The following is a 24215-nucleotide window of genomic DNA, read 5'->3' as shown; positions in this document are numbered from 1 at the left end:
GTTTTTTTTTCGAGACCTGACATGCTCAATAACGATCGGCTGTTGGTGCAGATCCTGCTCCTGGTGTTGTTCGGTGCAAGCTTCTGGGTGATGGCTCCGTTCTGGTCGGCGCTGTTCTGGGGCGCGGTGCTGGCGTTTGCCAGTTGGCCGCTGATGCGCCTGTTGACCCGCTGGGTCAATGGTCGTGAGTCGCTGGCGGCGGCTTTGCTGACCGTAGGCTGGATGGTGCTGGTGGCGGTGCCGCTGGTGTGGCTGGGCTTCAACCTGGCTGATCATGTACGCGACGCCACGGCATTTATCAAGAACGTGCAGGTCGATGGCCTGCCTGATCCCCCGGTATGGCTGGCGGGCTTACCGCTGGTGGGGGGGCGGTTGGTGGGCATCTGGAACAGCATCGATCAGCAAGGTGCAGCCATGATGGTGTCCGTCAGGCCGTACCTGGGTCAGGTCGGCAACTGGCTGCTGGCTCGCAGTGCCCAAATCGGCGGTGGCATTCTCGAACTGACCCTGAGCATTGTGTTTGTGTTCTTTTTCTACCGTGACGGCCCGCGTCTGGCGGTGTTCGTGCACGGGTTGCTGGAGCGTCTGATCGGCGACCGTGCCGGTTACTACATCGAACTGGTGGCCGGTACGGTGCAGCGTGTGGTCAACGGCGTGATCGGCACCGCGGCGGCCCAGGCGGTGCTGGCGCTGATTGGTTTCCTGATCGCTGGCGTACCGGGGGCATTGGTGCTGGGCATCGTCACCTTCCTGCTCAGCCTGATTCCCATGGGGCCGCCCCTGGTCTGGATCCCCGCCACGGCGTGGCTGGTGTGGAAGGGCGAATACGGGATGGCGGTGTTCCTGGGGATCTGGGGCACCTTCATCATCAGCGGTGTGGACAACGTGCTCAAACCCTACCTGATCAGCCGTGGCGGAAACCTGCCGTTGGTGATCGTATTGCTGGGGGTGTTCGGTGGCTTGATTGCCTTCGGCTTCATCGGACTGTTCATTGGCCCGACCCTGCTGGCGGTGGCCTACAGCTTGCTGACGGACTGGAGCAAGAGCCAGGCGCGATAACCCCACTCCTGAGACCAGCAGCAACCTTTTTGTAGTGAGGGGATAGATCCCCTCGCCACCAATGGGCTTCGATCCAGCAGGCAAGCCTGGCTCTGAAAAACCAGGCTTGCCGGTCAATCACGTCGCCACGTTCAGGTATTTCCCCACGGGGGCGACATCATCCAGCGAGTATTGTCGACTGAGGTTGGCGATCATCCTGTTCAGCGCTTCACTGACATTGGTCTGGTCGGTGGAGCTGTCGCTGGTGCGGTTGGCCTGTACCGCGCTGGTCAGTTCGCTGGTGCCGGTGTTGCTCTGACCATCGGCGTCGAGCTGGCTGAACAACGCCTCACTGGAGGCCTGTTGTGGCGGTGGCGGGGGGAGGCTGGCGGCGAGTTCGTCGAGGCTGACGGTACCGTCTTCATTCTCGTCCAGGGCCGAGAACAGTTCCTGGCTGTCGGCAGTGCTGCCGGCGCTCGCCAGACCATTGCTCAGCTCCTCGCTACTTACCTCGCCATCACCGTCGGCGTCCAGGGCGCTGAGCAGCGCATCGGCCAGTTCGGTCGTCGGCGCCTGGTCCCGTGGCGGCGGAGGCGGTGGCGCCATCGCGGCTATCTCATCACTGCTCAGGTCGCCGCTACTGTCGCTGTCCAGGTCGCTGAAATTGTCGCTCAGGCTGACCAGGATGCCGTCGTCACTCTTCTGCGACAGGGCCGTGCTCAATTCTTCCTGATCGACCGAGCCGTCGGCGTTGCTGTCGAGTTTGCTGAGCAGCTCCTTTTGAAACTGCTGGCTGCGGGCACTGCTGGTCGCGGTACTGCTGGTGCTGGTATAGGGCGAGTAACTGCTGACGCTACCGATCATGGGCGCTCTCCTTGGGCTGGAATGCCGGTGGGTGCACCGGCTTATGCAGCGTCGGCGGGGCAGTTGTCGTGGGTGTGTGGAGTTTGTACCGGCGGGTGTACAAACTCAGCCCCCGACGCGGCTCCCACATGGGATTGAGGTGGTTTCAGGCGCGGGGCAAACGGATCACCGCCGTCAATCCGCCCCCTGGCGTTTCTTCCAGGCTCAATTGCCCGCCCAAGCGTTCGGCGGCTTCCCTGGCGATGGTCATGCCCAGGCCGACACCGCCGGAGTTGCGGTTGCGTGAGCCTTCCAGGCGATAGAAGGGCTCGAACACTGCTTCGCGTTTATCCGCCGCAATCCCGGGGCCGTGGTCAATCACCCGAATCACTACCTGGTCGCGCTGGTCTTGCAGCGTAATCAACGCATGGCCGGCGTAGCGCAAGGCATTGTCCATGAGGTTGTTGATACACGAGCGCAACGCCATCGGCTGCACCTGTAACGGCGCGCAACCACCGCTGGCTTGCACGTCGGCACCCTGGTCCTGGGCGTTTTCGCTCAGCGATTCCACCAACGCCTGCACGTCCATCCATTGCAGCGCTTCGCTGGTGCGTTGCTCGTGCAGGTAGGTGAGGGTGGCGTCGAGCATGCCAATCATATCGTTCAGGTCCTGACGCATCTGGCCCTGCAGCTTGATGTCATCGATCTGTTCCAGGCGCAGCTTGAGTCGTGAAAGCGGAGTGCGCAGGTCATGGGATACCGCACCGAGCATGCGCGAACGCTGCTGCACCTGCTCGCGAATTCGCTGTTGCATGAGGTTGAACGTATGAGCAGCCTGGCGGGCCTCCCGAGGGCCGGTTTCTTCCAACGGTGGGCTGTCGAGGTTTTCGCTCAGGCGTTCGGCGGCATCGCTCAGGCGCTGGATAGGCCGGGTCAGCAGTTTGGCGCCGTACCAGGCGGCGACGATCAGGCACACAAACTGAAACGTCAGCGGTACCACCGGCCCACCGAACCATGGGCGCGCAGGGCGGTTGGGTGGGGGCCCCGTGGGCCCAGGGTGCTGGCCTTGCCGGGAAAATTCGGGGGGTGGCCCCAAAGGCGGTTTGTCGTATTGAGAAAACCAGGCAAAGGCCAACAGGTGCGCCAGGACGATCGCCAGTAACAGCACGCCAAACAGGCGGCCGAACAAGGTGTCGAGGCGCAAGCGCATCAGCCGATGTCCCGGGCGTCGAACAGGTAGCCTTCGCCGCGCACGGTCTTGATCAGTTGCGGCGCCTTGGGGTCGTCACCCAGCTTTTGGCGCAGGCGCGACACCAGCAGATCGATGCTGCGGTCGAACGCCTCGATGGAGCGCCCACGGGCGGCGTCCAGCAACTGTTCGCGGCTCAGTACCCGGCGCGGTCGTTCGATGAATACCCACAACAGCCGGAACTCGGCGTTGGACAGCGGCACCACCAGTCCGTCGGCGGAGATCAACTGGCGCAGTACGCTGTTGAGTCGCCAGTTATCGAAGCGAATATTGGCCCGTTGCTCGGTGCGGTCGTCGCGTACCCGGCGCAGGATCGTCTGGATCCGCGCCACCAGTTCCCTGGGTTCGAACGGCTTGGCCATGTAATCGTCGGCGCCCAGTTCCAGGCCGATGATGCGGTCGGTGGGCTCGCACCGGGCGGTGAGCATCAGGATCGGGATGTCCGATTCGGCGCGCAGCCAGCGACACAATTGCAAGCCGTCTTCGCCCGGCAGCATCAGGTCGAGCACAACCACGTCGAAATGCTCGGCCTGCATCGCCCGGCGCATGGCCGCGCCATCGTTCACGCCGCTGGCGCGTATGTTGAAACGGGCCAGGTAGTCGATCAGCAGCTCGCGGATCGGCACATCGTCATCGACGATCAACGCCCGGGTACTCCAGCGCTTGTCATCGTCGGGCACTTTTTGATCGTCAGAATTTGCAACAGGGGTGTTCTGCATGGATGCATCATCTGCCAGATAGGCTGCCAACCGCAAAGAAGGCGGCGAGGTTGAGGCTTCAGCATAGGCTTCGTGCCGCTAGGCGTGAAGCGCTGAAAGGACGGGGGTGCGGCGCCAGACGGTAGCGTGCCGGCGTGTTGTGCGCGTGTCATGAGTGTATCGACTTCGACACAAAGGCCGGCATCGTCCATGCTGTCCGGGCGCGATGAGGATTTACCGATCATCGGGTCCCGCACGGGCGCTGGTTCCGCTACAATGCGCGCCGATTTCGACTTGCCTGAGAGCCCGCTCATGTCCGCCTGCCAGACGCCCATCATCGTTGCCTTGGATTTCCCTACCCGTGACGCCGCCCTGAAGCTGGCCGACCAGTTGGACCCCAAGCTATGCCGGGTCAAAGTCGGCAAGGAGCTGTTCACCAGTTGCGCTTCGGAAATTGTCGGGACCCTGCGTGACAAGGGTTTTGAAGTATTCCTGGATTTGAAATTCCACGATATTCCCAATACCACCGCCATGGCCGTCAAGGCGGCCGCCGAAATGGGGGTGTGGATGGTCAACGTGCATTGCTCCGGCGGCCTGCGCATGATGGCGGCCTGCCGTGAAGTGCTGGATCAGCGCAGCGGGCCGAAGCCGTTGCTGATCGGCGTGACCGTGCTGACCAGCATGGAGCGCGAGGACTTGGCCGGTATCGGCCTGGATATCGAGCCTCAGGAACAGGTGCTGCGCCTGGCGGCGCTGGCGCAGAAGGCTGGCCTGGACGGTCTGGTCTGCTCGGCCTTGGAGGCCAGCGCCCTGAAAGCGGCGCACCCGTCGCTGCAACTGGTGACGCCGGGGATTCGCCCGGCGGGCAGCGCCCAGGACGATCAACGCCGCATCCTGACCCCGCGTCAGGCACTGGATGCCGGTTCCGACTACCTGGTGATCGGCCGACCGATCAGCCAGGCGGCTGATCCGGCCAAGGCACTGGCGGCCGTAGTCGCCGAACTGGCCTGATCAGACCTGAAGATCCCTTGTGGGAGCGGGCTTGCTCGCGAAAGCGGTGTGTCAGTTGGCAAAAATGGCGCCTGACAATCCGCCTTCGCGAGCAAGCCCGCTCCCACAGGTGTTTTTGTGACTAGACCTTCAATACCAACTTCCCGAAATTCTCCCCACTGAACAATTTGGTCAGCGTCTCGGGGAATGTCTCCAGTCCTTCAACGATGTCTTCCTTGCTCTTGAGCTGCCCCTTGGCCATCCAGCCGGCCATTTCCTGCGCGGCGGCGGCGAACTGAGAGGCGTAGTCCATGACCACGAAGCCTTCCATGCGCGCCCGGTTGACCAGCAGCGACAAGTAGTTGGCCGGGCCTTTCACCGCTTCTTTGTTGTTGTACTGGCTGATGGCACCGCAGATCACTACGCGAGCCTTGAGGTTCAAGCGGCTGAGCACCGCATCGAGGATGTCGCCGCCGACGTTATCGAAGTACACATCCACGCCTTTGGGGCATTCGCGCTTGAGACCGGCATGGACGTCTTCATTCTTGTAGTCGATGGCGCCATCGAAGCCCAGTTCATCGATCAGGAATTTGCATTTGTCGGCCCCGCCGGCGATGCCCACCACGCGGCAACCTTTGATCTTGGCGATCTGCCCGGCGATGCTGCCCACCGCACCGGCGGCGCCCGAGAGCACTACTGTCTCGCCGGCCTTGGGCGCGCCCACGTCCAGCAGGGCGAAATAGGCGGTCATGCCGGTCATGCCCAATGCTGACAAGTAGCGCGGTAATGGCGCCAGTTTCGGATCGACCTTGTAGAAACCTCGCGGCTCGCCGAGGAAATAATCCTGCACACCCAGCGCACCGTTGACGTAGTCACCGACCGCGAAGGCCGGGTTGTTCGAGGCGACTACCTGGCCTACGCCCAAGGCGCGCATCACTTCTCCAATGCCTACCGGCGGGATGTAAGACTTGCCTTCGTTCATCCAGCCGCGCATGGCCGGATCCAGGGACAGATATTCGTTCTTCACCAGAATCTGGCCGGCTGCCGGCTCGCCGACCGGTACTTGCTGATAGGTGAAAGTCTCGCGGGTCGCAGCGCCTACCGGGCGTTTGGCGAGCAGGAACTGGCGATTGGTCTGGGCAGTCATGGCTGGCACTCAAGATGAATGAAGCCTTGTTGATAGACCTTCGAAGCGTTTGTCGCAAGGTTTGCTGATGCAGCGAATGCAGTTTGATCGAGCCCAGTGATAATGGCGCCGGGGCTGTTATCACTGGCACCCATGAATACTCAAACGGCAATTGGATAGTGCTGCCGCATCGTCCGGACCTGTGACTAGACTGGCGTCATCTCCCGCACTCTTCGAGGATTTGACAATGAGCATGACGTTTTCCGGACAGGTCGCCGTGGTCACGGGCGCAGCCGCGGGCATTGGCCGTGCGACCGCCCAGGCATTTGCGGCAGAGGGCCTGAAAGTGGTGGCGGCCGACCTGGACGTGGCGGGCGGCGAAGGCACAGTGCAGTCGATTCGCGAGGCGGGCGGTGAAGCGCTGTTCGTGCGCTGCGACGTAACGCTGGAAAGCGACGTGCAGAACCTGATGAGCGAAGTAATCAATGCCTATGGCCGGCTTGATTACGCCTTCAATAACGCCGGGATCGAAATCGAAAAGGGCAAGCTGGCCGACGGCACCCTCGATGAGTTCGACGCCATCATGGGCGTCAATGTGAAGGGCGTCTGGCTGTGCATGAAGTATCAATTGCCTTTGCTGCTGGCCCAAGGGGGCGGTGCCATCGTCAATACCGCCTCGGTAGCGGGTCTGGGGGCGGCGCCGAAGATGAGCATTTATGCAGCGTCCAAGCACGCGGTGATCGGCCTGACCAAATCGGCGGCGATTGAATACGCCAAGAAGAAAATCCGCGTGAACGCGGTTTGCCCGGCGGTAATCGACACCGACATGTTCCGTCGTGCCTATGAAGCGGATCCGAAAAAAGGTGAGTTCGCCAACGCCATGCACCCGGTAGGACGCATCGGCAAGGTCGAGGAGATCGCCAGCGCGGTGCTGTATTTGTGCAGCGATGGCGCTGCATTCACCACCGGTCATTCATTGGCGGTGGACGGCGGCGTCACGGCTTTCTGAAGAACGTTGTATTTAGCGTGTAGGACTAGGCCCGCACTCGTTGTGGGCTTTTTCTTTGGGGGTTAAAAATGCCCCGTGTCAGCCCCTGAATGTGTTTCAAAGGGTGAGAATCGACCGTTTTGGCGACGTTGTCGTACATCGTCCAGAGACGGCCTGTGCTTAACTGTTTCCAGAGATAAAACAGTTGCTTAGGAGCTTGGTTACTCATGGAGTTGAGAATCGACCGGCAGGCCCTGGTGCCTGTCGTGCAGCAAATTGTCGACGCGCTGGCCGGCTGGATTCGACAGGATGCGGTGCAACCGGGAACCCGACTGCCCTCCATTCGCCAATTGGCCCGGGAGAATTTGCTCAGTCAGTCCAGTGTCAACGAGGCGTGTGAACGCCTGGTGGCCCAAGGGGTGTTGGCGGCGCGCCATGGTTCGGGTTTTTTTGTCGCGCCGCCTCCGTCGTCCAGCTACGAGCCCTCCGACAAAGACTGGCTGGAAGACACGCAGATCACCCAGGAAAGCGTGCCCCATAGTTCGCAGTGGGAACTGACGCTGGGCTGTGGCGGGCTGCCCGAGAGTTGGCGCGAAAGCGATGATCTGGGCTACGCGATCCGTCAGGTCACCCGCACCGATATGGCAGGGCTGTTCAGTTACAGTACGCCGATGGGGCTGCCCGCTCTGCGGGAGCAACTGTCCAGGCGCCTGAAACAATTCAATATCCACGCCGATAAAAACCTGATCCTGACCACCACGGGCGCGACCCACGGTCTGGACCTGATTGTGCGCACACTGCTTGAGCCTGGATGCTGCGTTGTGGTGGAGAGTCCGGGGTATTCGAAGCTGTTCGACCTGCTCAGGTTTCATGGCATCGACATGATCGAACTGCCCAGGACTCCGCGCGGCCCGGACGTCGATGCACTCCAATGTCTCTTGGCGACGCATCGGCCCAGCGCTCTGTTCGTCAACAGCGCCTGCCACAACCCGACCGGCAGCAGCCTGGCCCCGGTCGTGGCCCAGCAACTGCTGCAACTGGCGAAAAAGCACGCCATGTTGGTGGTCGAAGACGATGTCTATGCCGACTTCCAGAACTCAACCCGGACCCGACTGGCAGCGCTGGATACCGACGTGGTGTACGTGGGCAGCTTCTCGAAAACCCTGAGCAGCTCATTGCGAGTCGGTTTCGTCGTGGCCGGATCGTCTGTCATCGCACGCTTGAGGGACGTCAAGGGCATTACCAGCATGGGCAGTTCACGCTTCTGTGAGTCAGTGCTGGCCAATCTTCTGGCCAGCGGCGCCTATCGCAAACTGGTCCAGCGTCAGCGCCAGCGTTTGAGTGCCGACATGGCAGCGGTGTTGCAGGTGCTGGAGGATGCGGATTGGGAAGTCTTTGGCCGGCCGGCCGGCGGACTGTTCATTTGGGCGCGTCCACCGTTATGCGACTACGCTGCATTGCAGCGCTTGGCCAAGCGGTTCGGTGTGGTGCTTTCTTCTCGTACAGCGTTCAGCCCGTCGGGTGCTGTCAGCGACTGGCTGCGGATCAACGTGGCCCACGCCTGCGATTCGAGGGCCCAGGCATTCTTCCGCGCGGCGGCTCTGGATCGACCTCAATTGTCCTGAAAACGACGGCGCTGTAGCTTTTTGCCATTATTCCGACGCCAGCATCTTGTGTTACAGGGCATCTCGTTGCGAATCTGCAATCAACACACACTGGCAGAGGACTGGGCGCAATGATTTCGGCCGTGCAAAGACGTTTTGCCAACCTGGGTATGGCAAAGAAACTGGGCCTGGGGTTTGTCCTGGTGCTGCTGCTTACCGCCGTGGTGGCGGCCATCGGTGTCTGGTCCCTGCAGACCATCAGCTATCGTTTCGATGGCCTGAAACAGATGTCATCCCTCAATAGCGGCTTGCTCAAGGTCCGCCTGCTTGAGCAGGAATACGCCTTGCGCTCGGACCCGAAAACGGTCGATGCCTTGCGGCTGGGCGTGGACGGACTGATTGCCCAGGCCAACGAGCTCAAGGCGCAATCGGCGGCCAACGTGCCGGTGATGAACGACGTGGAGCAAGCCTTGGCGGCTTATCGCAAGGCGTTCGACGAATTCGTCGAGTTGAGCCAGAGCAAGGATCTGGCACTGGAAATGGCCAGTTGGTCAGTGTCCAGCGTTGCCAATAACCTGGATGTGCTGCAAGCGGGCCTGGCAGATGATGGCGCTTATACCCTGAAAGAGTCCGAAGGCAAGGAGGGCGGCGATTTCATCGAGCAAGCCAATCAGGTCAGCGAAGTGTCACGGTTGATGTTGCAGGCCATGAACGAAGCGCGGGTACGCCTGGATCAAAGCCGCAAAGGTTCTGAAGAGGGCGGCCAGGGCACTATCGAACAGGCCGAGCAAGCCATGAAGCAGGCCGAGGTGCTCAAGACCACCGTCAAGGACCCGGGATACCAGACCGTGCTTAACGAAGTGGCCGGGCATATCGCTGGTTTCAACGAAAAACTCGCTGAATACACCGGCCTGCTGGCCCAGGAGAAAATCGTCTACCAGCAACTGCACGAGCGTGCCTCCCAGGTAGTGGAGCGGGTTGACCAGGCTTACACCGCCGAGGACGGTGCCATGCAGACGGAACTGAAGAAGAATTCGCTGCTGATCATCGGCTCGTCGGCCCTGGCGCTGCTGGTGGGACTGATTGCGGCCTGGGTCATTACCCGGTTGATCGTCGGGCCGTTGCGCAGCGTCATCCGTGTTGCACAGCAGATTGCCTCGGGCGACTTGAGTGCAACGGTGCAGGTGACGCGCCAGGATGAGATCGGTCAACTGATGCTCGCCATGCAACAGATGGGGGCGGGCCTGAGCAGTATCGTCAGCGGTTTGCAGGCCGGTATCGAACAGTTGGCCAACTCTGCCCAATCGCTGTCGGCCGTGACCGAGCAGACCAACCTGGAGGTCAGCAGCCAGAAGGAGGAGACCGAACAGGTCGCCACGGCCATGAACCAGATGACCGCCACCGTGCACGACGTGGCGCGCAATGCCGAAGAGGCGGCCCAAGCGGCCCAGACCGCCGACGATAAGGTTGAAAGCGGTCAGCAGGTGGTGCGTCAGAGCATGGTGCGCATTGAACAATTGGCCGACTCGGCCACTTCAGCCAGCAGCAGTATCGAAAGCCTCAGCGCTGAGATCCAGAACATTGGCACGGTGTTGAGCGTGATCAAGAGCGTGGCTGAGCAGACCAACTTGCTGGCGCTCAATGCGGCCATCGAAGCGGCCAGGGCCGGTGAGCAGGGCAGGGGCTTTGCGGTGGTGGCCGATGAAGTGCGGGCCTTGGCCAAGCGCACGCAACAGTCCACCGAGGAAATCGAACGCCTGGTGAGCGCCTTGCGCTCAGCAGCCCAGACCTCCGTGCAGCAGATCCAGAGCAGTGGCGAGCTGGTGAAGATGGCGGTCAGTGATGCCCTGCAAACCGAAAGCGCCCTGGGGAGCATTGCGGCGGCGGTGTCGCTGATCCAGCAGATGAATCAGCAAATTGCCGCGGCGGCCGAGCAACAGAGTTCGGTGGCTGAAGAGATCAACCGCAGTGTCACCAGCATCCGCGCCAGTGCCGATCAATCTTCCCTGGCGATGCAGGGCAATGCCGCGTCGAGCATTGAGCTGGCGCAGCTAGGGGTTGAGCTCAAGGGGATGGTGGGGCATTTCAGGCTGTGAGCTGTCGACAGACCCTGTGTAGCGAGGGGATAAATCACCTCGCTACACAGGAGTCAGGCTTAAGAGCCCAACCCGAATATCAGTCGTAAACCTTCTTCTTCTTCCACTCGTCGTTTACTTCGGCGTCCTTCAGCCCTTCGGTCAACTGGTTGACTTCGCCTTCGACCGGCTGGGTGCTGGCCAGAACCATGGCATTGGCGCGGGCCAGGAGTTTTTCCAGGTAGTCCAGTTGTTCGGCATAGACCTGCGGTTCCTGTTGCTTGCGCAGGTACTGCACACCCCGTTCGAACGCCAGGCGGGCCTGCCCCGGTTGTTCTTGCTGCAAGGCGTGTTGGCCGAGATTATTGAAGAACTCGATGTGCAACAGCACCAGGATGTGTCGCACTTCGCGGATCCAGCGCTTGGCTTCGTTGGGCGGCAGGAAGCCATCCTGGGCGGCGCGGGTAATCTGACCGTGAAGGGCCTCGAGCAGAAACCGCACATCCTTGGCCTTGGCTTCGGTCTGGATCGGTGCCGGTGGGTTGTTCACCGGAATCGATTCACCCTGGGCGGCGAGTGCATTCAGTTCGTCCAGGCGCGCCTTGACCGCCGTATTGGTTTTCTCCAGGTTCAGCAGGCGCTGACAGACGTTGATCTCAAGACGCGTGATCAACAGCTTCAGGGCCGGGGTCATCAATTGTCCGGGAAAGGTCTCGGTGAGCTCGCCACAACGACGTAAACGGTCGTTGAGTTCAATCTTGGTACGGGCCTTTTCCAGCTTGTTGTTTTCCACCACATGGTTCATGTAGCCAATGGCGATCAACAGTGCGATCCCGGCTACGACGAGCAGGGTGATCATGAGTGGTGTCACCGGTAAGACCTCTTTATTGGGGTTCGCATATCAAGAGTGTAGTGGCTTGGCTTTTAAGCGCATAGGCCTGCGCGATGCGATTAGACAGGCGTGGCGCTGCGTATGGAAGTGCGGCGAATATGGATGCACATTGCCACTATTTGTCGGACACGACTATAACGTCTTGGCGGATGACAGAATATAGGCGCCAGAGACTGGACGGGCAAAATGTGCGAACAGCCCCTAAACCGGGCGAAGTCATTGATTTAAATAAATTTATATCTGGGGGTTGACGACCCAGCAATCCATCCATAGAATGCGCGCCACTTACAGCGTAAAGCACTTAGCCAAACGCGATAAGCAGTGAATGTTGTACGTGTGTCCCCTTCGTCTAGTGGCCTAGGACACCGCCCTTTCACGGCGGTAACAGGGGTTCGAGTCCCCTAGGGGACGCCAATGCGGGAATAGCTCAGTTGGTAGAGCACGACCTTGCCAAGGTCGGGGTCGCGAGTTCGAGTCTCGTTTCCCGCTCCAATTTTAAACAGCGTTGCCTTCGGGCAGGGCTGAGTGAAACCAGAACCGATATCTTCGGGTACGGATCTGGGCACTGGAACACACACCATGTGTTCCGGGCAGCGTGTCCCCTTCGTCTAGTGGCCTAGGACACCGCCCTTTCACGGCGGTAACAGGGGTTCGAGTCCCCTAGGGGACGCCATTTGCGGGAATAGCTCAGTTGGTAGAGCACGACCTTGCCAAGGTCGGGGTCGCGAGTTCGAGTCTCGTTTCCCGCTCCAAATTCAAAAAAACGCCGCTCATTGAGCGGCGTTTTTTTTCGTCCGTGAAAAAGCGCGCTTCAATCTTCGAGGCTCTCCACCAGGCTCTCAAGTGCGTCTGCACGCTCGTTTTCCGGCAGATCGGGAGCGGGAATCATTGTTCGCATCTGCCGCGCCAGGCGGTATTCACTGGGTGTGCAGTTGGCGTACTGCTTGAAGGCGCGGGCGAAGTAGGAGGGATCCTTGAACCCTGCCTCATAGCCGATGCTGGTGATAGGCATCTGGCTATTGTCGAGCAGTTCCTTGGCAAAGCTCATGCGTTTGTTCAGCACGTAATCGGTGAAGCCAAGCCCGTTGGCTTCCTTGAACACACGGCTGAAGCGAAACGTGGTCATGCCGCATCGCTTGGCCAGGTCCCGCTGATCGATGCTGTCGCGAAAATGCTGGTCGATGTACAGCATGATATGGCTCAGGGCCTGGTGTTTCTGGTGCCCCGAGGTCAGGCGGATGCTGTCTGGCAGGGTTGGCGCGTGGTCGATCAACGAAGTCTTGCGCGGGCCACAGGTGTGGCGGCGTAACTCGCATAATTGCACCAGGGCAGTCAGGTAGCGCTTCCTCTCTGTGGCTGACAGGGGCAGTACCATGTATTCCCACACACTCGAGCGCATGGCCCAGACGGCCAGTTCTTCGGAGTGCTGCACGGTGAACATGGTGATGGGAGTGGCAGGGACGGTGCGTTTGATCTCCAGCAACCGCCTCAGGCCCGGCGTATCCGGGCGATCGAAATGGATGCAGATCATGTCCGCCTGTTCCCCGCCGGGCAGCAGGGCATCTTTTGCCTGGGTGCAGTCGCAAGTGTCCTCGAACTGGCTGACAAGTTCCGGGGTGGACCGATCGTGAGTCAGATCGAACCACAACAGCTTTGGCTTTCTAGTCAGATTCGATGGCATGTGCTTACCACTCAGCGTTGCGACTGCCCTTAAGCTAGCAGTATTGCCAATGTGCCATCACTTCGCCGAATAATTTTTTATAAAAAGCCGGTTTTTTAAGCGCCGTATGCTCAGAACGCCAGAGCGCGAATCGTTGCGAGTTGCAATCGCAAGGCATGCCTGGCTCCCCCCGCAAAATAATCCTAGCGATGTGCAAAATCCTCCTAACGGCTATCCCCACCCGCTGACTAGGGTTGCATCAGGCAGTTGCAAATGTACTGCCTCTGAAAACAACCCTGATGAGGTGCGCAAAATGACTCTTCAAACAATCAAGGCTTCGGTGCTGAAGTTCGCCAAAGATGAAGACGGCCTGACCATTGTGGAATACGCCGTGGCCGGTGGGTTGATTACGGTGTTGGTGGCCGCCGCCTTCGTTCTTCTGGGCGGTGCCGTGAATACCAAGATCCGCGCGCTGTGCCAGGCCGTCAACGGCAACGTTGCCTGCTGATAGCGATAACTGCGCGGGGACACGGCCGCTTTCAAGGAAGCCTCGCTTGCGACTCTTTTGCTGTGAGTACAACGATACATTCAAATGGACTTGGCGTTGTCCCCGACAACTCAGTTCATGGCGTTACAACCTTTATTCAAAGGTGAGGTGAAAAAAATGACTCTGCACACAATAAGAACTTCGATCAGCCGGTTCGCCAAAGATGAAGATGGCCTGACCATTGTTGAATACGCCGTCGCGGGAGGTTTGATCACGGTGTTGGTGGCGGCAGCCTTCGTTCTTCTGGGCGGCGCGGTGGACACCAAGATCCGTGCGCTGTGCCAGGCCGTCAACGGCAACGTGGCCTGCTAACGATAACTGCAACAGGGAGACGCGCCATGTCCATGGAATTGCTGGTGTCGACGGTGCTGCTGCTAGGACTGCTGGGTGTGGCGGTGGTGAGCGATTTGCTTCGCCACCGCATCCCCAACACGCTGGTCCTGTTGGGCCTGGCCTTGGGTTTGGCCGGTCAGACTTATACAGGCGGGATCAGCGGAACGGGCGACAGCCTGCTGGGCATGCTGGTCTGTTTTGCGCTGTTTTTGCCCATGTATGCGGTGGGTGGCATGGCCGCCGGAGACGTCAAGTTGATGGCCATGGTGGGCAGTTTCCTGCCGGTTCATTACGCATTGTGGGCTGCGCTGTTCAGTCTGATTGCTGGTGGCGTGTGCGGTTTTCTGATCGTGCTGGCCCGCGGTCAGTTGCTCCAGACCCTCCAGCGTTACTGGCTGATTGTGCGGGCCCAGGCTTACCTGGCACCTACCGCGGATGAAGTGGCCGGCAAACCTTTTCCTTATTCGATCGCGATCCTGATCGGCACCTTGAACAGCGTCTACTGGCAGCTGATTGCCGATGGCTGGGGAGTCTAGTCATGCACGTCATCAACGATAGTGATGCCTACCCCAGTGAACGGGAAGCGGTGCAACGCCTGGCACCTCAGCCATGCACGATTCAAGACACCGGCCTGACCGACAGTTTTCTCGGCGAGCTGGTCTGCAAGCATCTGCACGACGCCGGTGTGTTGGACCTGCCGCGGCTGGTGGAACGCCTGGCGCTGACCGGCGCGGTACTGGAAGAAGTCCTGGCGTTCCTGCGCAAGGACGGTCGTGTCGAAGTGCTCGGCCAGCTCGGGCAAACAAGTGTGCAGGCCTTGCGTTACGGCCTGACCGAACGTGGCCGCAGTGCCGCCCGCGATGCCCTGTCTCGCAGTGGCTATATCGGTGCGGCACCTTTTCCGGTGAGTAGCTATCGGTCCCTGATCAAGATCCAGACCATTCACCATGGGCGTATCACCGCCACCGACATGCAACGGGCCCTGGCCGGCATGGTGCTGTCGCAAGGCATGCTCGATCAGTTGGGCGTGGCACTGAATTCAGGGCGGGCGATCATGATTTACGGCCCGGCGGGCACGGGCAAGACCTATGTCAGCAGTCGTCTTATCCGGCTGTTCGCCGAGGCCATCTGGGTGCCCCATGCCATCGTCATCAATGAGTCGGTGATCGAGATCTATGACCCGCAAGTGCATCAGCGCCTGGATGACAAGAGCCAATCGAACAATCTGATGCTCAACGAAGGCATCGACCGTCGGCTGCTGTGCTGCAAACGCCCGATTGTCATCACGGGCGGCGAGTTGAACATGGAGCAGCTGGACGTTCGCTATGACCCCTTTACTCGCCAATACCAGGCCGCGTTGCAGCTCAAGGCCAGCAACGGCCTGTTCATCATCGATGACATGGGACGCCAGCGCATGGCCCCGGCCGAATTGCTCAATCGCTGGATCGTGCCGATGGAAGAGAAGCGCGACTTCATCAACCTGGGCGGTGGTCGCCATTGCGAGTTGCCGTTCGATCTGGTCCTGGTATTTTCCACCAACCTCAACCCCCTGGAACTGGCTGACGAGGCCTTTCTGCGCCGCATTGGCTACAAGGTGCAGTTCGGTTACCTCAAGCCCGAAGAATACGAGCGCATCTGGCGCCAGGAGTGCGAACGTCTGGGCATTCCCCATGACCCGCTGCTGGTGCGCTATGTGCTGCAGCAGCTTTATGCCGGCGAGGGCATGCCGCTGGTGCCTTGCCATCCCCGTGACCTGTTGAACATGGCGCTCGACCGCCAGCGTTACCTTGGCGGTTCCGGGCCCCTGTTGCCGCAAGAGCTGGAATGGGCCTGGCACAACTACTTCGTTCAGCTCGACTTCCTTTGAATCGGAGATACCGACATGAGCTCTCGTACGCTTTCGCTGATTGGCGTTTCCCTGGTAATGGGCCTGGGTGCCGCATGGATGGCTGACTCCTGGCTGAGCGCACGACTTAACGCCAAACCCGATGACCACTTGCGAAGTGTGGTGGTCGCCACCGTACCAATTCCCTTCGGGCAGATGGTCGAGGCCCAACAGGTCACGACCGTGCGCATGCCCATGGATACGATCCCGGACGATGCCTTTGACTCAAGCGAACAGGCCGTGGGCAAGATCGCAACGTTCGACATTCTGCGCGGTGACATCGTGCGGGGCGCGCGTCTGAGTGAGCACCTGGGTGGCAGCACCCTGGCGTCTCTGATCGATCCTGACAAACGCGCCATATCGGTACGGGTCGATGATGTGGTCGGTGTGGGTGGGTTCCTGTTGCCGGGGAACCGGGTCGACGTGCTGGCAACCAAGACCACCAGCGCCGGCAGTAACAACGCCGTGTCCCGGACCATTCTTGAAAACCTGCGGGTGCTGGCGGTGGATCAGACGGCGGGCACCGACAAGACCCAGCCGGTGGTGGTAAGGGCCGTGACGCTGGAAATGTCGGCCACTGAAGCGGAGGCCCTGGTGACTGCGCAGACCGAAGGCAAGTTGCAACTGGCCTTGCGTAACCCGCTGAACCTGGAGAAAAAAACCGTGGTCGTGGCGCCCCCTCCGGCTCCGGTGATGGCGGTGGCGACTGCTGCGGTGCCAAAGCCCGTGGTGCAGCGCAGCCCCAAAGCGCAGGCCAGCGGGATCACGGTGATCCGTGGAGTTGAAAGCAGCGTCGTCAACGTTCACTGAAACGCGTAGAAAAATGCCTGGTCCCTTCGGCCATGGCGATGCCGATCCTCACGTGTCGGCAAACGAGGGCTCGATCATGAATCCCAGTATCCGGCAGCCTGTCACTGCGACGTCTCGGCGCCAGGAAGGAGCAGTGAGTGTATTGATGGTGATCGCGTTAATGGCGATTTCCATGATGGCGGCATTGGCCCTGGATGGCGGACACATGCTGCTGAACAAGACCCGTCTGCAAAATGCCGTGGATGCCGCGGCCCTGAGCGGCGCCAAGACCCTGAGCCAGGTGACGGGAGGGCTCAACATGGCCAGCACGACTCGGGCCGCTGCCCTGGACACGCTGACACGCAATGCCGACGCTGCGGGCAACGCTGAACTGGCAACCGCTGTCGCCGGCAACCCGGCTGCGTTCGCCGCAGTGGAGCTGGCCAGCAGCGTTTATGGCCCGTTCTCCTATCCTGGGCCGGCGGATGCCAAATACGTGCGAGTGTCTGTGTCCAGCTATCGGTTGAGCGGTTTTTTCTGGAGTTTCGTTCAAACGATGGGTACTGCCGGCCTGGGCAACAAGGCCGTGGCGGCGATCGCCACCGCAGGCCCCAGCCCGACGGCTCCGTGTGATCTGGCGCCCTTGATGGTCTGCGGCGACACCAGCCAATACGACCCGGCTGCCGGGAATTTCTGGAGTTACCGCTTTGGAGACCTGACGGTGCTGAAGACGGCCGCGGGCAACACGTCGCCCATTGGCCCGGGCAATTTCCAACTGCTCGATTTCGGCTCCGGCGGCAGTGCCGTGCGCGAAGACCTGGCGGGCGGCGGTTCGGTCTGCCGCAGTGTCGGGGACAACGTCCAGACCGCACCGGGCAACAAAGCCGGCCCGACTTCCCAGGGCTTGAACACGCGATTCGGTATCTATAACGGTCCGGTCAGTTCTTCGGACTATCCACCCGACCTGGTCACCACTTCGAGCAACCCGGCGATGACCTATAACGATTCGCTCTCCCAGGCGCAATACAAAGGACAGCCCATTACTTCGAGCAGCGGTGATCTCTCGGCCGGCGGCGAGGCAATACTGGACTACAACGACTGGCGAACAGCAGTTGCCGCCTGTGTGGCCGGAGCTGGCAATGGCTGTGAGAGCAACGGGGTTTTCGAACGGCGGATGCTCAAGATCGTGATCGGTGACTGCACCGGCAAACTGAGCGGTTCTACCTCGATTCCCGTCCTGGGTTTTGGCTGCTATTTCGTCGTGCAACCGGTGAATGGCGGAGGTTCGGACTCCATCATCTTTGGCCAGTTCGTCCAGGAATGCGAAGGCGATAATGTGCCCGGCCCCACGCCGGTCAGCGATACCGGGCCGCAGGTCATTCAGCTCTACAAAACCTATCTCAACGGCAGCGGCACTCCGAGCACCGACTCGTAGGAGGCGTCATGAGACTTGCCCATTTCAAACCCGCGCAGGCCCAGCAAGGCGTGGCGCTGGTGGAATTCACCCTGGTGCTGCCGTTGTTGTTGCTGCTGTTGCTGGCTTTTGGCGAGTTCGGCCGCATGCTCTTCCAATACAACGTGCTGCTACAGGCCAGCCGTGATGCCAATCGATTCGTCGCCAGCCAGGCCTGGAATACCACCCTGGGCACCATTGCCCTGAACAACACGCTGCAGACCCAGACGAAAAACGTCGCGGTGTATGGCACCCCGAGCCAGGCCGGCACCGCTGTGGTGGCCGGGTTGACCACGGCTAACGTGGAGGTCGCGGCGGTGGGGGCTGACCATGTGCGTGTCACCATCACCTACACCTTTTGCCCGGTGATTGGAGCGGGCAATTGCGGCGGAACAATTCCCGGTTTTTTCGGCAGTGCCATTGCGCTGGGTATCCCACTGGTCGCGACCACCGTCATGAGGGCGTTGTGATGAACAACAAGCACATGCAAGGCACCTATATCGTGGAGTTCGCCTTCGTTGGCCTGCTGGTGTTCATCCTGCTGTTTGGCGTGGTGGAGATGGGCCGGCTGTATTTCACCGCCAATGCCTTGGATGAGGCCGCGCGGCGCGGCGCGCGTCTGGCGGCGGTGTGCAACATCAACGATCCGGTGGTGTTGCGCCGGGCCATCTTCAACGCCGCGACGGACGCAGGCACCAGCCAACTGATCAGCAGCCTCGCCACCTCGAACCTGGCGCTGACCTATCTGGATGTGAACGGCGCGGTGGTGGCGAGCCCCGCCGACACGGTCAGCGCCAACGGCTTCCGCGCTATCCGTTACGTCCAGTTGAGCGTGCAGAACTTCGTTTTCAATCTGTTCATTCCTGGGTTTGGCGTGCCCATTACCTTGCCCACATTCAGGGCGACCTTGCCACGCGAAAGCCTTGGGCGTCATTCCGATTCCGGGGAGATCACACCATGCTGAATACCAGGGAAACTCCACTGTCGACCGTCACCGGCAAAGCCGGGCTGCGGTTACTGATCAGCAGCCGTGACGCTTCGTCCCTGCGCGACTTGCAATGCGTCTGCCAGCGCATGCCTTGCCTGGAAGTGAGCACGCGCCTGGTGAGCAACGGCCATGTCGATCCGCTCTATGGCCTGGAGCGGATGCCCGATCTGCTGTTGTTGCGGGTCAGTCACTTGTGGCGCGAAGAGCTGGCGGCGTTGCTGCAGCGGCCTGCCCATGAGCGTCCACCGATGCTGGTGTGCGGTCTGATGGGCGAGCAGGAAGGCATGCGGCTGGCAATGCAGGCCGGTGCCCGGGACGTGCTGCCCGAGCCTTTCGCCGAGACGGAACTGGTGGCCGCCCTGAATCGTCTGGTTGCGGAGGTCCGTGTCGGCCATGGCGCCGAAGGCAAGCTGGTCGCCGTGATCGGCGCCAAGGGTGGTTCCGGTGCAACGCTGGTGGCCTGCAACCTGGCCCAGCAACTCAGCGCCCAGGCAGGTACCACTCTGCTGCTGGATATGGACCTGCAATTTGGCAGCGTGACCCACTATCTGGATGTGGCCCAGTCCCATAGCCATCTGCAAGTGCTGCAACAGGTCGAGGACCTGGACAGTATCGCCCTGCGGGGTTTTTGCAGCCACTTCAGTCCGACCCTGCACGTGCTGGGTGGCCGTAGCGGCGAGTTGTGCCTGCCACAGGACGCCCAGCCGGAACAACTCGACGCCTTGTTGCAATTGGCCCGTGCCAGCTATGACTGGGTGGTAGTGGACCTGCCGCGTCAGATCGACCACCTCACCGGCTCTGTGCTGGAGCAGGTCGACCGGGTCTACGTGGTGGTTCAACAAAGCGTCAGCCATCTGCGCGATGCCAGCGCCCTGGTGCGGATTCTTCGCGAGGACCTGGGCGTGCGCGGGGACCAGTTGCAGGTGGTGGTCAACCGCTATGACAAGGCGGCTGCGGTCAGCCTCAAGGATGTCGCAGAAGCCCTGCGGTGCACCAATCTGTCGAAATTACCCAATGACTTCAACCTGGTCAGCCAGAGTCAGAACACTGGCGTGCCGTTGGGGCTGCATGCGCCGAGGGCGGCCATCACCGTTGCCCTGCGCGATTTGACCGAAGACCTGGTCGGTCACCAGATGGCCGCAGACAAAGGCCTGCTCAAACGTGCCTTCAACCGTTTTTTCGGGGGATGACCCATGATCAGCGACTTCCGCAACCGCTTGCGTAAACAGTCCGGTAAACCGGCCATTGAACTGGCTGGCGACAGCCTGCCGGATCCGACAGAGCAATTGATGGCCTGGGAGCATGCCATCCCCGACGTGCTCTACGAAACCCGTAGTCAGGTCACCCCGGTGGAAGCCCAATGGCGGGAAAAAATCTACCAGCAACTGCTCAAGGTCATGGACCTGTCCTTGCTCGACTCCCTCGAGCAGGCCGAGGCGGCGAGGCAGATACGCGATATCTGCCAGCGTTTGCTCGATGAGCATTCGGCGCCGGTAAGCTCCGCCAGCCGTCAGTTGATCATCAAGCAGATCACCGACGAAGTGCTCGGGCTGGGGCCTTTGGAGCCGTTGCTGGCCGACCATAGCGTGTCCGACATCCTGGTCAACGGTTTTGCCTCGGTCTATGTCGAGCGCTTCGGCAAGCTGCAAAGAACCGACGTGCGCTTTCGCGACGACCAGCATCTGCTGAACATCATTGATCGCATCGTCTCCAGCCTGGGCCGGCGTATCGACGAGTCGTCCCCTTTGGTGGACGCCCGGCTCAAGGACGGCTCGCGGGTCAACGCAATCATCCCGCCACTGGCCATCGACGGTCCGAGCATGTCGATCCGTCGTTTTGCGGTGGACCTGCTCAACACTGACAGCCTGATCCAGGTGGGCACCATGACCCCAGCCATTGCCTTGTTGCTCAAGGCGATTGTCCGTGGGCGCTTGAATGTGCTGATTTCCGGCGGCACCGGCAGTGGCAAGACCACCATGCTCAACGTACTGTCCAGTTTCATCCCTCACAACGAACGCATCGTTACCATCGAGGACTCGGCCGAACTGCAACTGCAGCAACCTCACGTGGTGCGCCTGGAAACCCGTCCTTCGAACATCGAGGGGCGCGGCGAGGTCAGCCAGCGGGAACTGGTGCGCAACAGCCTGCGGATGCGTCCGGACCGCATTGTCATCGGCGAAGTGCGCGGCGCCGAAGCGCTGGACATGCTCACCGCCATGAACACCGGCCACGATGGCTCGTTGACCACAATCCACGCCAATACCGCGCGCGATGCCTTGGGGCGAATCGAGAACATGGTGTCGATGACCGGCGCGACTTTTCCGATCAAGGCCATGCGTCAACAAATTGCCTCTGCCATCGATGTGGTGATCCAGCTGGAGCGTCAAGAAGACGGCAAACGTCGTGTGGTGAGCATGCAAGAGATCAACGGCATGGAAGGGGAGATCATCACCATGACCGAAATTTTCTCTTTCACTCGCCAAGGCATCGGGGAAAACGGCGAGGTGCTGGGGGATTATCGGCCCAGCGGCATGATCCCGGCCTTTCGCGACGTGTTGGCCAGGCGCGGCATCGAGTTGCCGCTGACCCTGTTCCGCCCTGAGTGGATGGAGGCTCGGACGTCATGAACAACATCCCCAGTGAGTTCATCCTGATTTTTCTCGCCATGGTGTTCATCGCCGTCTTCCTCCTGTCCCAGGGCGTGGTGGTGCCGGTGTTCGGCGAGGCCGGCAAAATGCGCAAGCGCATCCGTGGGCGCCTGCATGTGCTGGAGAAAGCCAACCATCTGCCCAACATGCAGACCGTGTTGCGGCAGAAGTACCTGACACGCTTGTCGCCCCTGGAAGCCCGGCTTGAACAATTGCCGTTCATGGCCAACCTGACCCAGTTGATCGAGCAGGCCGGCCACGAATACCGGGCCTATCGGGTAATGGCGCTCGGCCTGGCCCTGGGCGTAGCGGCCGGTGCCGTGGTGTTGATGTTCTGGCCGGTGTGGTGGATGGCGCTGCTGGCGGCCTTTGCGGTGACCTGGCTGCCGGTGCTGAAGATCATGCGTGATCGTAGCAAGCGCTTCGCCGCCTTCGAGGAAGGCTTGCCGGATGCGCTGGACGCCATGTGCCGGGCCTTGCGCGCCGGGCACCCGTTCAACGAAACCCTGCGCCTGGTTGCCGAGGAGCACAGGGGGCCGGTCGCCCAGGAGTTCGGCATGACCTTCGCCGACATCAACTATGGCAACGATGTGCGCCGGGCCATGCTCGGGCTGTTGGAGCGCATGCCGAGCATGACGGTGATGATGCTGGTGACCTCCATACTTATCCACCGCGAAACCGGCGGCAATCTGACCGAAGTGCTGGAGCGCCTGAGCCGCTTGATCCGCGGACGCTTCCGCTTCCAGCGCAAGATCCGGACCTTGTCGGCGGAAGGGCGCATGTCGGCCTGGGTGCTGGTGGCGATCCCTTTCGTGCTGGCGATCGCCATTGTGCTCACCAGCCCCAGCTACATGCCGGTGCTGATCAACGACCCTATAGGCCACAAGCTGATCATGTTCGCGTTCGGCGCCATGTTGCTGGGGATTCTCTGGATCCGAAAAATCATCCGGATCCAGGTTTAAGCGCCCTTGCGGCGAGAGGTATCAGTCATGGATTTTCTGCTCGGGTTGTTCAGTCGGTTTACGGGAAACGAGGAGGCGGCACGGCTGTTGTTCATCGCCGTGATCGGTCTCAGTACGGTACTGGCGGTCGTCGCCATGATCTTGCTGATGCTCGGCCTGCAGGACCCGGTGCAACGGCGTCTGGCGCTGATCAAACGGGGATATTCCGGCAGCACGCAAGGGCAGGAGGCGCCAGGTAACCTGCAACTCTTGCTGGAGCGGGTCGGCCAGCGGTTCGCAGCGACTGACCCGGCCCAGGCCAGCGCCACCCTGACCCTGCTCACACACGCCGGCTACCGTTCCGCATCGGCGGTGCAGATGTACTGGGCCGTGCGCCTGATGCTGCCGTTGCTGCTGCTTGGCGTTACGTTACTGCTGCTGCCGCTGATCAAGGTGTCCTTGATTGTCGGTTTGCTGGTGGCGACCTTGATGGCGGGTATCGGATGGTTGCTGCCGGCGCTGTACGTCGGCAAGCGTAAGCAGGCGCGACAAGCGCGGCTGCGGGCGGCATTTCCCGATGCGCTGGACCTGATGGTGGTGTGCGTCGAGTCAGGCCTGGCTCTGCCCACCACCATAGAACGGGTGGCCGAAGAGATGTCGGTCAGCCAGGTTGAGCTGGCCGAAGAGCTGGCCCTGGTGAACGCGCAGATCCGCGCGGGTATCACCAGCACCGACGCTCTCAAGCAACTGGCCCTGCGCACCGGCCTGGATGATATCCAGGGCCTGGTCAGCCTGTTGGCCCAGAGCATCCGCTTCGGCACCAGCGTGGCCGATACCCTGCGTATCTACGCTGATGAGTTTCGTGACCGGCGCACCCAGGCGGCCGAGGAGATGGGGGCCAAAATCGGCACCAAGCTGATCTTTCCGCTGATCTTCTGCCTCTGGCCAAGCTTCTTCCTGGTCGCCATCGGCCCCGCCATGATTGGCGTGTTCAGGGCCTTTGGAAATATGTAGAGGGACATACGGTCCCGGTTGTACAAGCCTGTGGCGAGGGAGCCTACTCCCGCTCGAGCAGCGCTGCAGCCCCGGTTTGCGGCTGCTGCGCAGCCCAGCGGGAGCAAGCTCCCTCGCCACGATAGTGACAGTCTGAAAGCCAACACTCAGCCAGGGGTTATTTTTGATCGTTCCCACGCTCTGCGTGGGAATGCATCCCGTGACGCTCTGCGTCACCTTCCAGAAGCGGAACGCGTAGCGTCCCTGGCGACATTCCCACGCAGAAGCGTGGGAACGATCGAAGTCCATACCCAACCGAACTCCAACGCCCGTGGCGAGAGGGTTGATCCCCGCTGGGCCGCTTAGCGGTCCTGAAACCGGGGATTGGCGTCTCACCCATTGGCCGGACCTGCGCAAGACTCAGTTCGCATGGGCGGTTGTTTCCTGAAGGGCTGCGCAGTCCCGCGGGGATAGG

Annotated in this window: 23 protein-coding genes, 4 tRNA genes and 1 pseudogene; 22 read left to right on the top strand and 6 right to left on the bottom strand. The window is 60.9% G+C overall.

All coding sequences use genetic code 11. The features are described from left to right. Positions 1-21 precede the first annotated feature (21 nt). On the top strand, positions 22-1059 hold the full coding sequence (locus tag PSH91_RS19145; RefSeq protein WP_047230347.1) for an AI-2E family transporter: 1038 nt from the start codon (positions 22-24) through the stop codon (positions 1057-1059). Between the two features lie 117 nt (positions 1060-1176). Here PSH91_RS19145 and xopAW read toward each other — a convergent pair whose 3' ends face one another. From xopAW to PSH91_RS19130, 3 genes are all read right to left on the bottom strand, one after another. After that, on the bottom strand, positions 1177-1902 hold the full coding sequence (gene xopAW / locus PSH91_RS19140; protein ID WP_139049443.1) for an EF-hand domain-containing protein: 726 nt from the start codon (positions 1900-1902) through the stop codon (positions 1177-1179). A 145-nt stretch (positions 1903-2047) separates the two neighbouring features. After that, positions 2048-3091 (bottom strand): HAMP domain-containing sensor histidine kinase, encoded by a 1044-nt coding sequence (locus PSH91_RS19135; RefSeq protein ID WP_047230349.1) that lies wholly within the window; start codon positions 3089-3091, stop codon positions 2048-2050. Further along, positions 3091-3849, bottom strand: coding sequence for a response regulator (locus tag PSH91_RS19130; RefSeq protein ID WP_305466504.1), 759 nt, complete (start codon positions 3847-3849; stop codon positions 3091-3093). The genes PSH91_RS19135 and PSH91_RS19130 overlap by 1 nt, the downstream gene beginning before the upstream one ends. Positions 3850-4140: 291 nt before the next feature. Here PSH91_RS19130 and pyrF point away from each other — a divergent pair, with 291 nt between their 5' ends. Next, positions 4141-4839, top strand: coding sequence for an orotidine-5'-phosphate decarboxylase (gene pyrF / locus PSH91_RS19125; protein WP_160893102.1), 699 nt, complete (start codon positions 4141-4143; stop codon positions 4837-4839). A 121-nt stretch (positions 4840-4960) separates the two neighbouring features. On the opposite strand, the gene PSH91_RS19120 is transcribed toward pyrF, so the two are convergent. After that, entirely contained in the window at positions 4961-5965 is a 1005-nt protein-coding gene (locus PSH91_RS19120; RefSeq protein ID WP_305466502.1) for an NADP-dependent oxidoreductase, read from the bottom strand. Positions 5966-6191: 226 nt separating this feature from the next. On the opposite strand from PSH91_RS19120, the gene PSH91_RS19115 reads away from it, so the two are divergent. The 4 genes and pseudogenes from PSH91_RS19115 (at position 6192) to PSH91_RS26820 (ending at position 10632) form a co-directional block, all read left to right on the top strand. Further along, positions 6192-6953: an SDR family oxidoreductase gene (locus PSH91_RS19115; RefSeq protein WP_047230352.1), complete on the top strand. Its 762-nt coding sequence runs from the start codon at positions 6192-6194 to the stop codon at positions 6951-6953. Positions 6954-7159: 206 nt separating this feature from the next. Continuing rightward, entirely contained in the window at positions 7160-8557 is a 1398-nt protein-coding gene (locus tag PSH91_RS19110) for a PLP-dependent aminotransferase family protein (RefSeq protein ID WP_076383818.1), read from the top strand. A 110-nt stretch (positions 8558-8667) separates the two neighbouring features. Continuing rightward, positions 8668-9723: pseudogene (locus PSH91_RS26825) on the top strand (HAMP domain-containing protein); the annotation flags it as partial. 27 nt (positions 9724-9750) lie between these two features. Beyond that, positions 9751-10632, top strand: a complete 882-nt coding sequence (locus tag PSH91_RS26820) for a methyl-accepting chemotaxis protein (protein ID WP_370695205.1) — start codon at positions 9751-9753, stop codon at positions 10630-10632. A gap of 79 nt (positions 10633-10711) precedes the next feature. Here the strand turns inward: PSH91_RS26820 and PSH91_RS19100 are convergent, their stop codons facing one another. Then, the gene (locus tag PSH91_RS19100; protein WP_076383820.1) at positions 10712-11470 is read right to left on the bottom strand and encodes a hypothetical protein; all 759 of its coding nucleotides are present in this window, start codon (positions 11468-11470) and stop codon (positions 10712-10714) included. Positions 11471-11841: 371 nt separating this feature from the next. Between PSH91_RS19100 and PSH91_RS19095 the strand changes: the two genes are divergently transcribed. The 4 genes from PSH91_RS19095 to PSH91_RS19080 all read left to right on the top strand — a co-directional run bounded on the left by PSH91_RS19095 (position 11842) and on the right by PSH91_RS19080 (position 12255). Continuing rightward, positions 11842-11917 (top strand) — tRNA-Glu (locus PSH91_RS19095). A 2-nt stretch (positions 11918-11919) separates the two neighbouring features. Further along, positions 11920-11995, top strand: a tRNA-Gly gene (locus PSH91_RS19090). 105 nt (positions 11996-12100) lie between these two features. Continuing rightward, positions 12101-12176 (top strand) — tRNA-Glu (locus PSH91_RS19085). 3 nt (positions 12177-12179) lie between these two features. Continuing rightward, a tRNA-Gly gene (locus tag PSH91_RS19080) sits at positions 12180-12255 on the top strand. A 59-nt stretch (positions 12256-12314) separates the two neighbouring features. Here the strand turns inward: PSH91_RS19080 and PSH91_RS19075 are convergent. Continuing rightward, complete coding sequence (locus tag PSH91_RS19075) at positions 12315-13184, bottom strand: DNA-binding response regulator (RefSeq protein WP_047228158.1); 870 nt, start codon at positions 13182-13184, stop codon at positions 12315-12317. Between the two features lie 292 nt (positions 13185-13476). Between PSH91_RS19075 and PSH91_RS19070 the strand changes: the two genes are divergently transcribed. The 12 genes from PSH91_RS19070 (at position 13477) to PSH91_RS19015 (ending at position 23761) form a co-directional block, all read left to right on the top strand. Beyond that, a complete protein-coding gene (locus PSH91_RS19070) occupies positions 13477-13671 on the top strand; it encodes a Flp family type IVb pilin (protein ID WP_008070254.1) in 195 nt (64 codons plus the stop codon). A gap of 156 nt (positions 13672-13827) precedes the next feature. Next, positions 13828-14022, top strand: a complete 195-nt coding sequence (locus tag PSH91_RS19065; protein WP_047228300.1) for a Flp family type IVb pilin — start codon at positions 13828-13830, stop codon at positions 14020-14022. 26 nt (positions 14023-14048) lie between these two features. Next, positions 14049-14579, top strand: coding sequence for a prepilin peptidase (locus tag PSH91_RS19060; RefSeq protein WP_047228159.1), 531 nt, complete (start codon positions 14049-14051; stop codon positions 14577-14579). Between the two features lie 2 nt (positions 14580-14581). Next, entirely contained in the window at positions 14582-15910 is a 1329-nt protein-coding gene (locus tag PSH91_RS19055) for an ATPase AAA (protein ID WP_047228160.1), read from the top strand. Between the two features lie 15 nt (positions 15911-15925). Continuing rightward, entirely contained in the window at positions 15926-16738 is an 813-nt protein-coding gene (cpaB, locus tag PSH91_RS19050; protein WP_047228161.1) for a Flp pilus assembly protein CpaB, read from the top strand. A gap of 76 nt (positions 16739-16814) precedes the next feature. After that, the gene (locus tag PSH91_RS19045; RefSeq protein WP_370695166.1) at positions 16815-18152 is read left to right on the top strand and encodes a TadE/TadG family type IV pilus assembly protein; all 1338 of its coding nucleotides are present in this window, start codon (positions 16815-16817) and stop codon (positions 18150-18152) included. Between the two features lie 8 nt (positions 18153-18160). Next, a complete protein-coding gene (locus PSH91_RS19040; protein ID WP_047228162.1) occupies positions 18161-18640 on the top strand; it encodes a TadE/TadG family type IV pilus assembly protein in 480 nt (159 codons plus the stop codon). Next, on the top strand, positions 18640-19134 hold the full coding sequence (locus PSH91_RS19035; protein ID WP_305466496.1) for a TadE family protein: 495 nt from the start codon (positions 18640-18642) through the stop codon (positions 19132-19134). Before PSH91_RS19040 ends, PSH91_RS19035 begins: the two co-directional genes overlap by 1 nt. Then, positions 19128-20348 (top strand): AAA family ATPase, encoded by a 1221-nt coding sequence (locus tag PSH91_RS19030; protein WP_047228164.1) that lies wholly within the window; start codon positions 19128-19130, stop codon positions 20346-20348. Before PSH91_RS19035 ends, PSH91_RS19030 begins: the two co-directional genes overlap by 7 nt. A gap of 3 nt (positions 20349-20351) precedes the next feature. Then, positions 20352-21785 carry a CpaF family protein gene (locus tag PSH91_RS19025; protein WP_047228165.1) on the top strand — a complete coding sequence of 478 codons (1434 nt, stop codon included), beginning with the start codon at positions 20352-20354 and terminating at the stop codon, positions 21783-21785. Further along, the gene (locus tag PSH91_RS19020; protein ID WP_047228166.1) at positions 21782-22768 is read left to right on the top strand and encodes a type II secretion system F family protein; all 987 of its coding nucleotides are present in this window, start codon (positions 21782-21784) and stop codon (positions 22766-22768) included. Before PSH91_RS19025 ends, PSH91_RS19020 begins: the two co-directional genes overlap by 4 nt. A gap of 27 nt (positions 22769-22795) precedes the next feature. Further along, positions 22796-23761 (top strand): type II secretion system F family protein, encoded by a 966-nt coding sequence (locus PSH91_RS19015; protein ID WP_047228167.1) that lies wholly within the window; start codon positions 22796-22798, stop codon positions 23759-23761. Positions 23762-24215: the final 454 nt, after the last annotated feature.

The sequence above is a fragment of the Pseudomonas sp. FP1154 genome (assembly GCF_030687245.1).
Taxonomy (GTDB): domain Bacteria; phylum Pseudomonadota; class Gammaproteobacteria; order Pseudomonadales; family Pseudomonadaceae; genus Aquipseudomonas; species Aquipseudomonas rhizophila.
The sequence above is the reverse complement of the archived record's forward strand: the minus strand, read 5'-3'. Positions and strand labels throughout refer to the sequence as shown.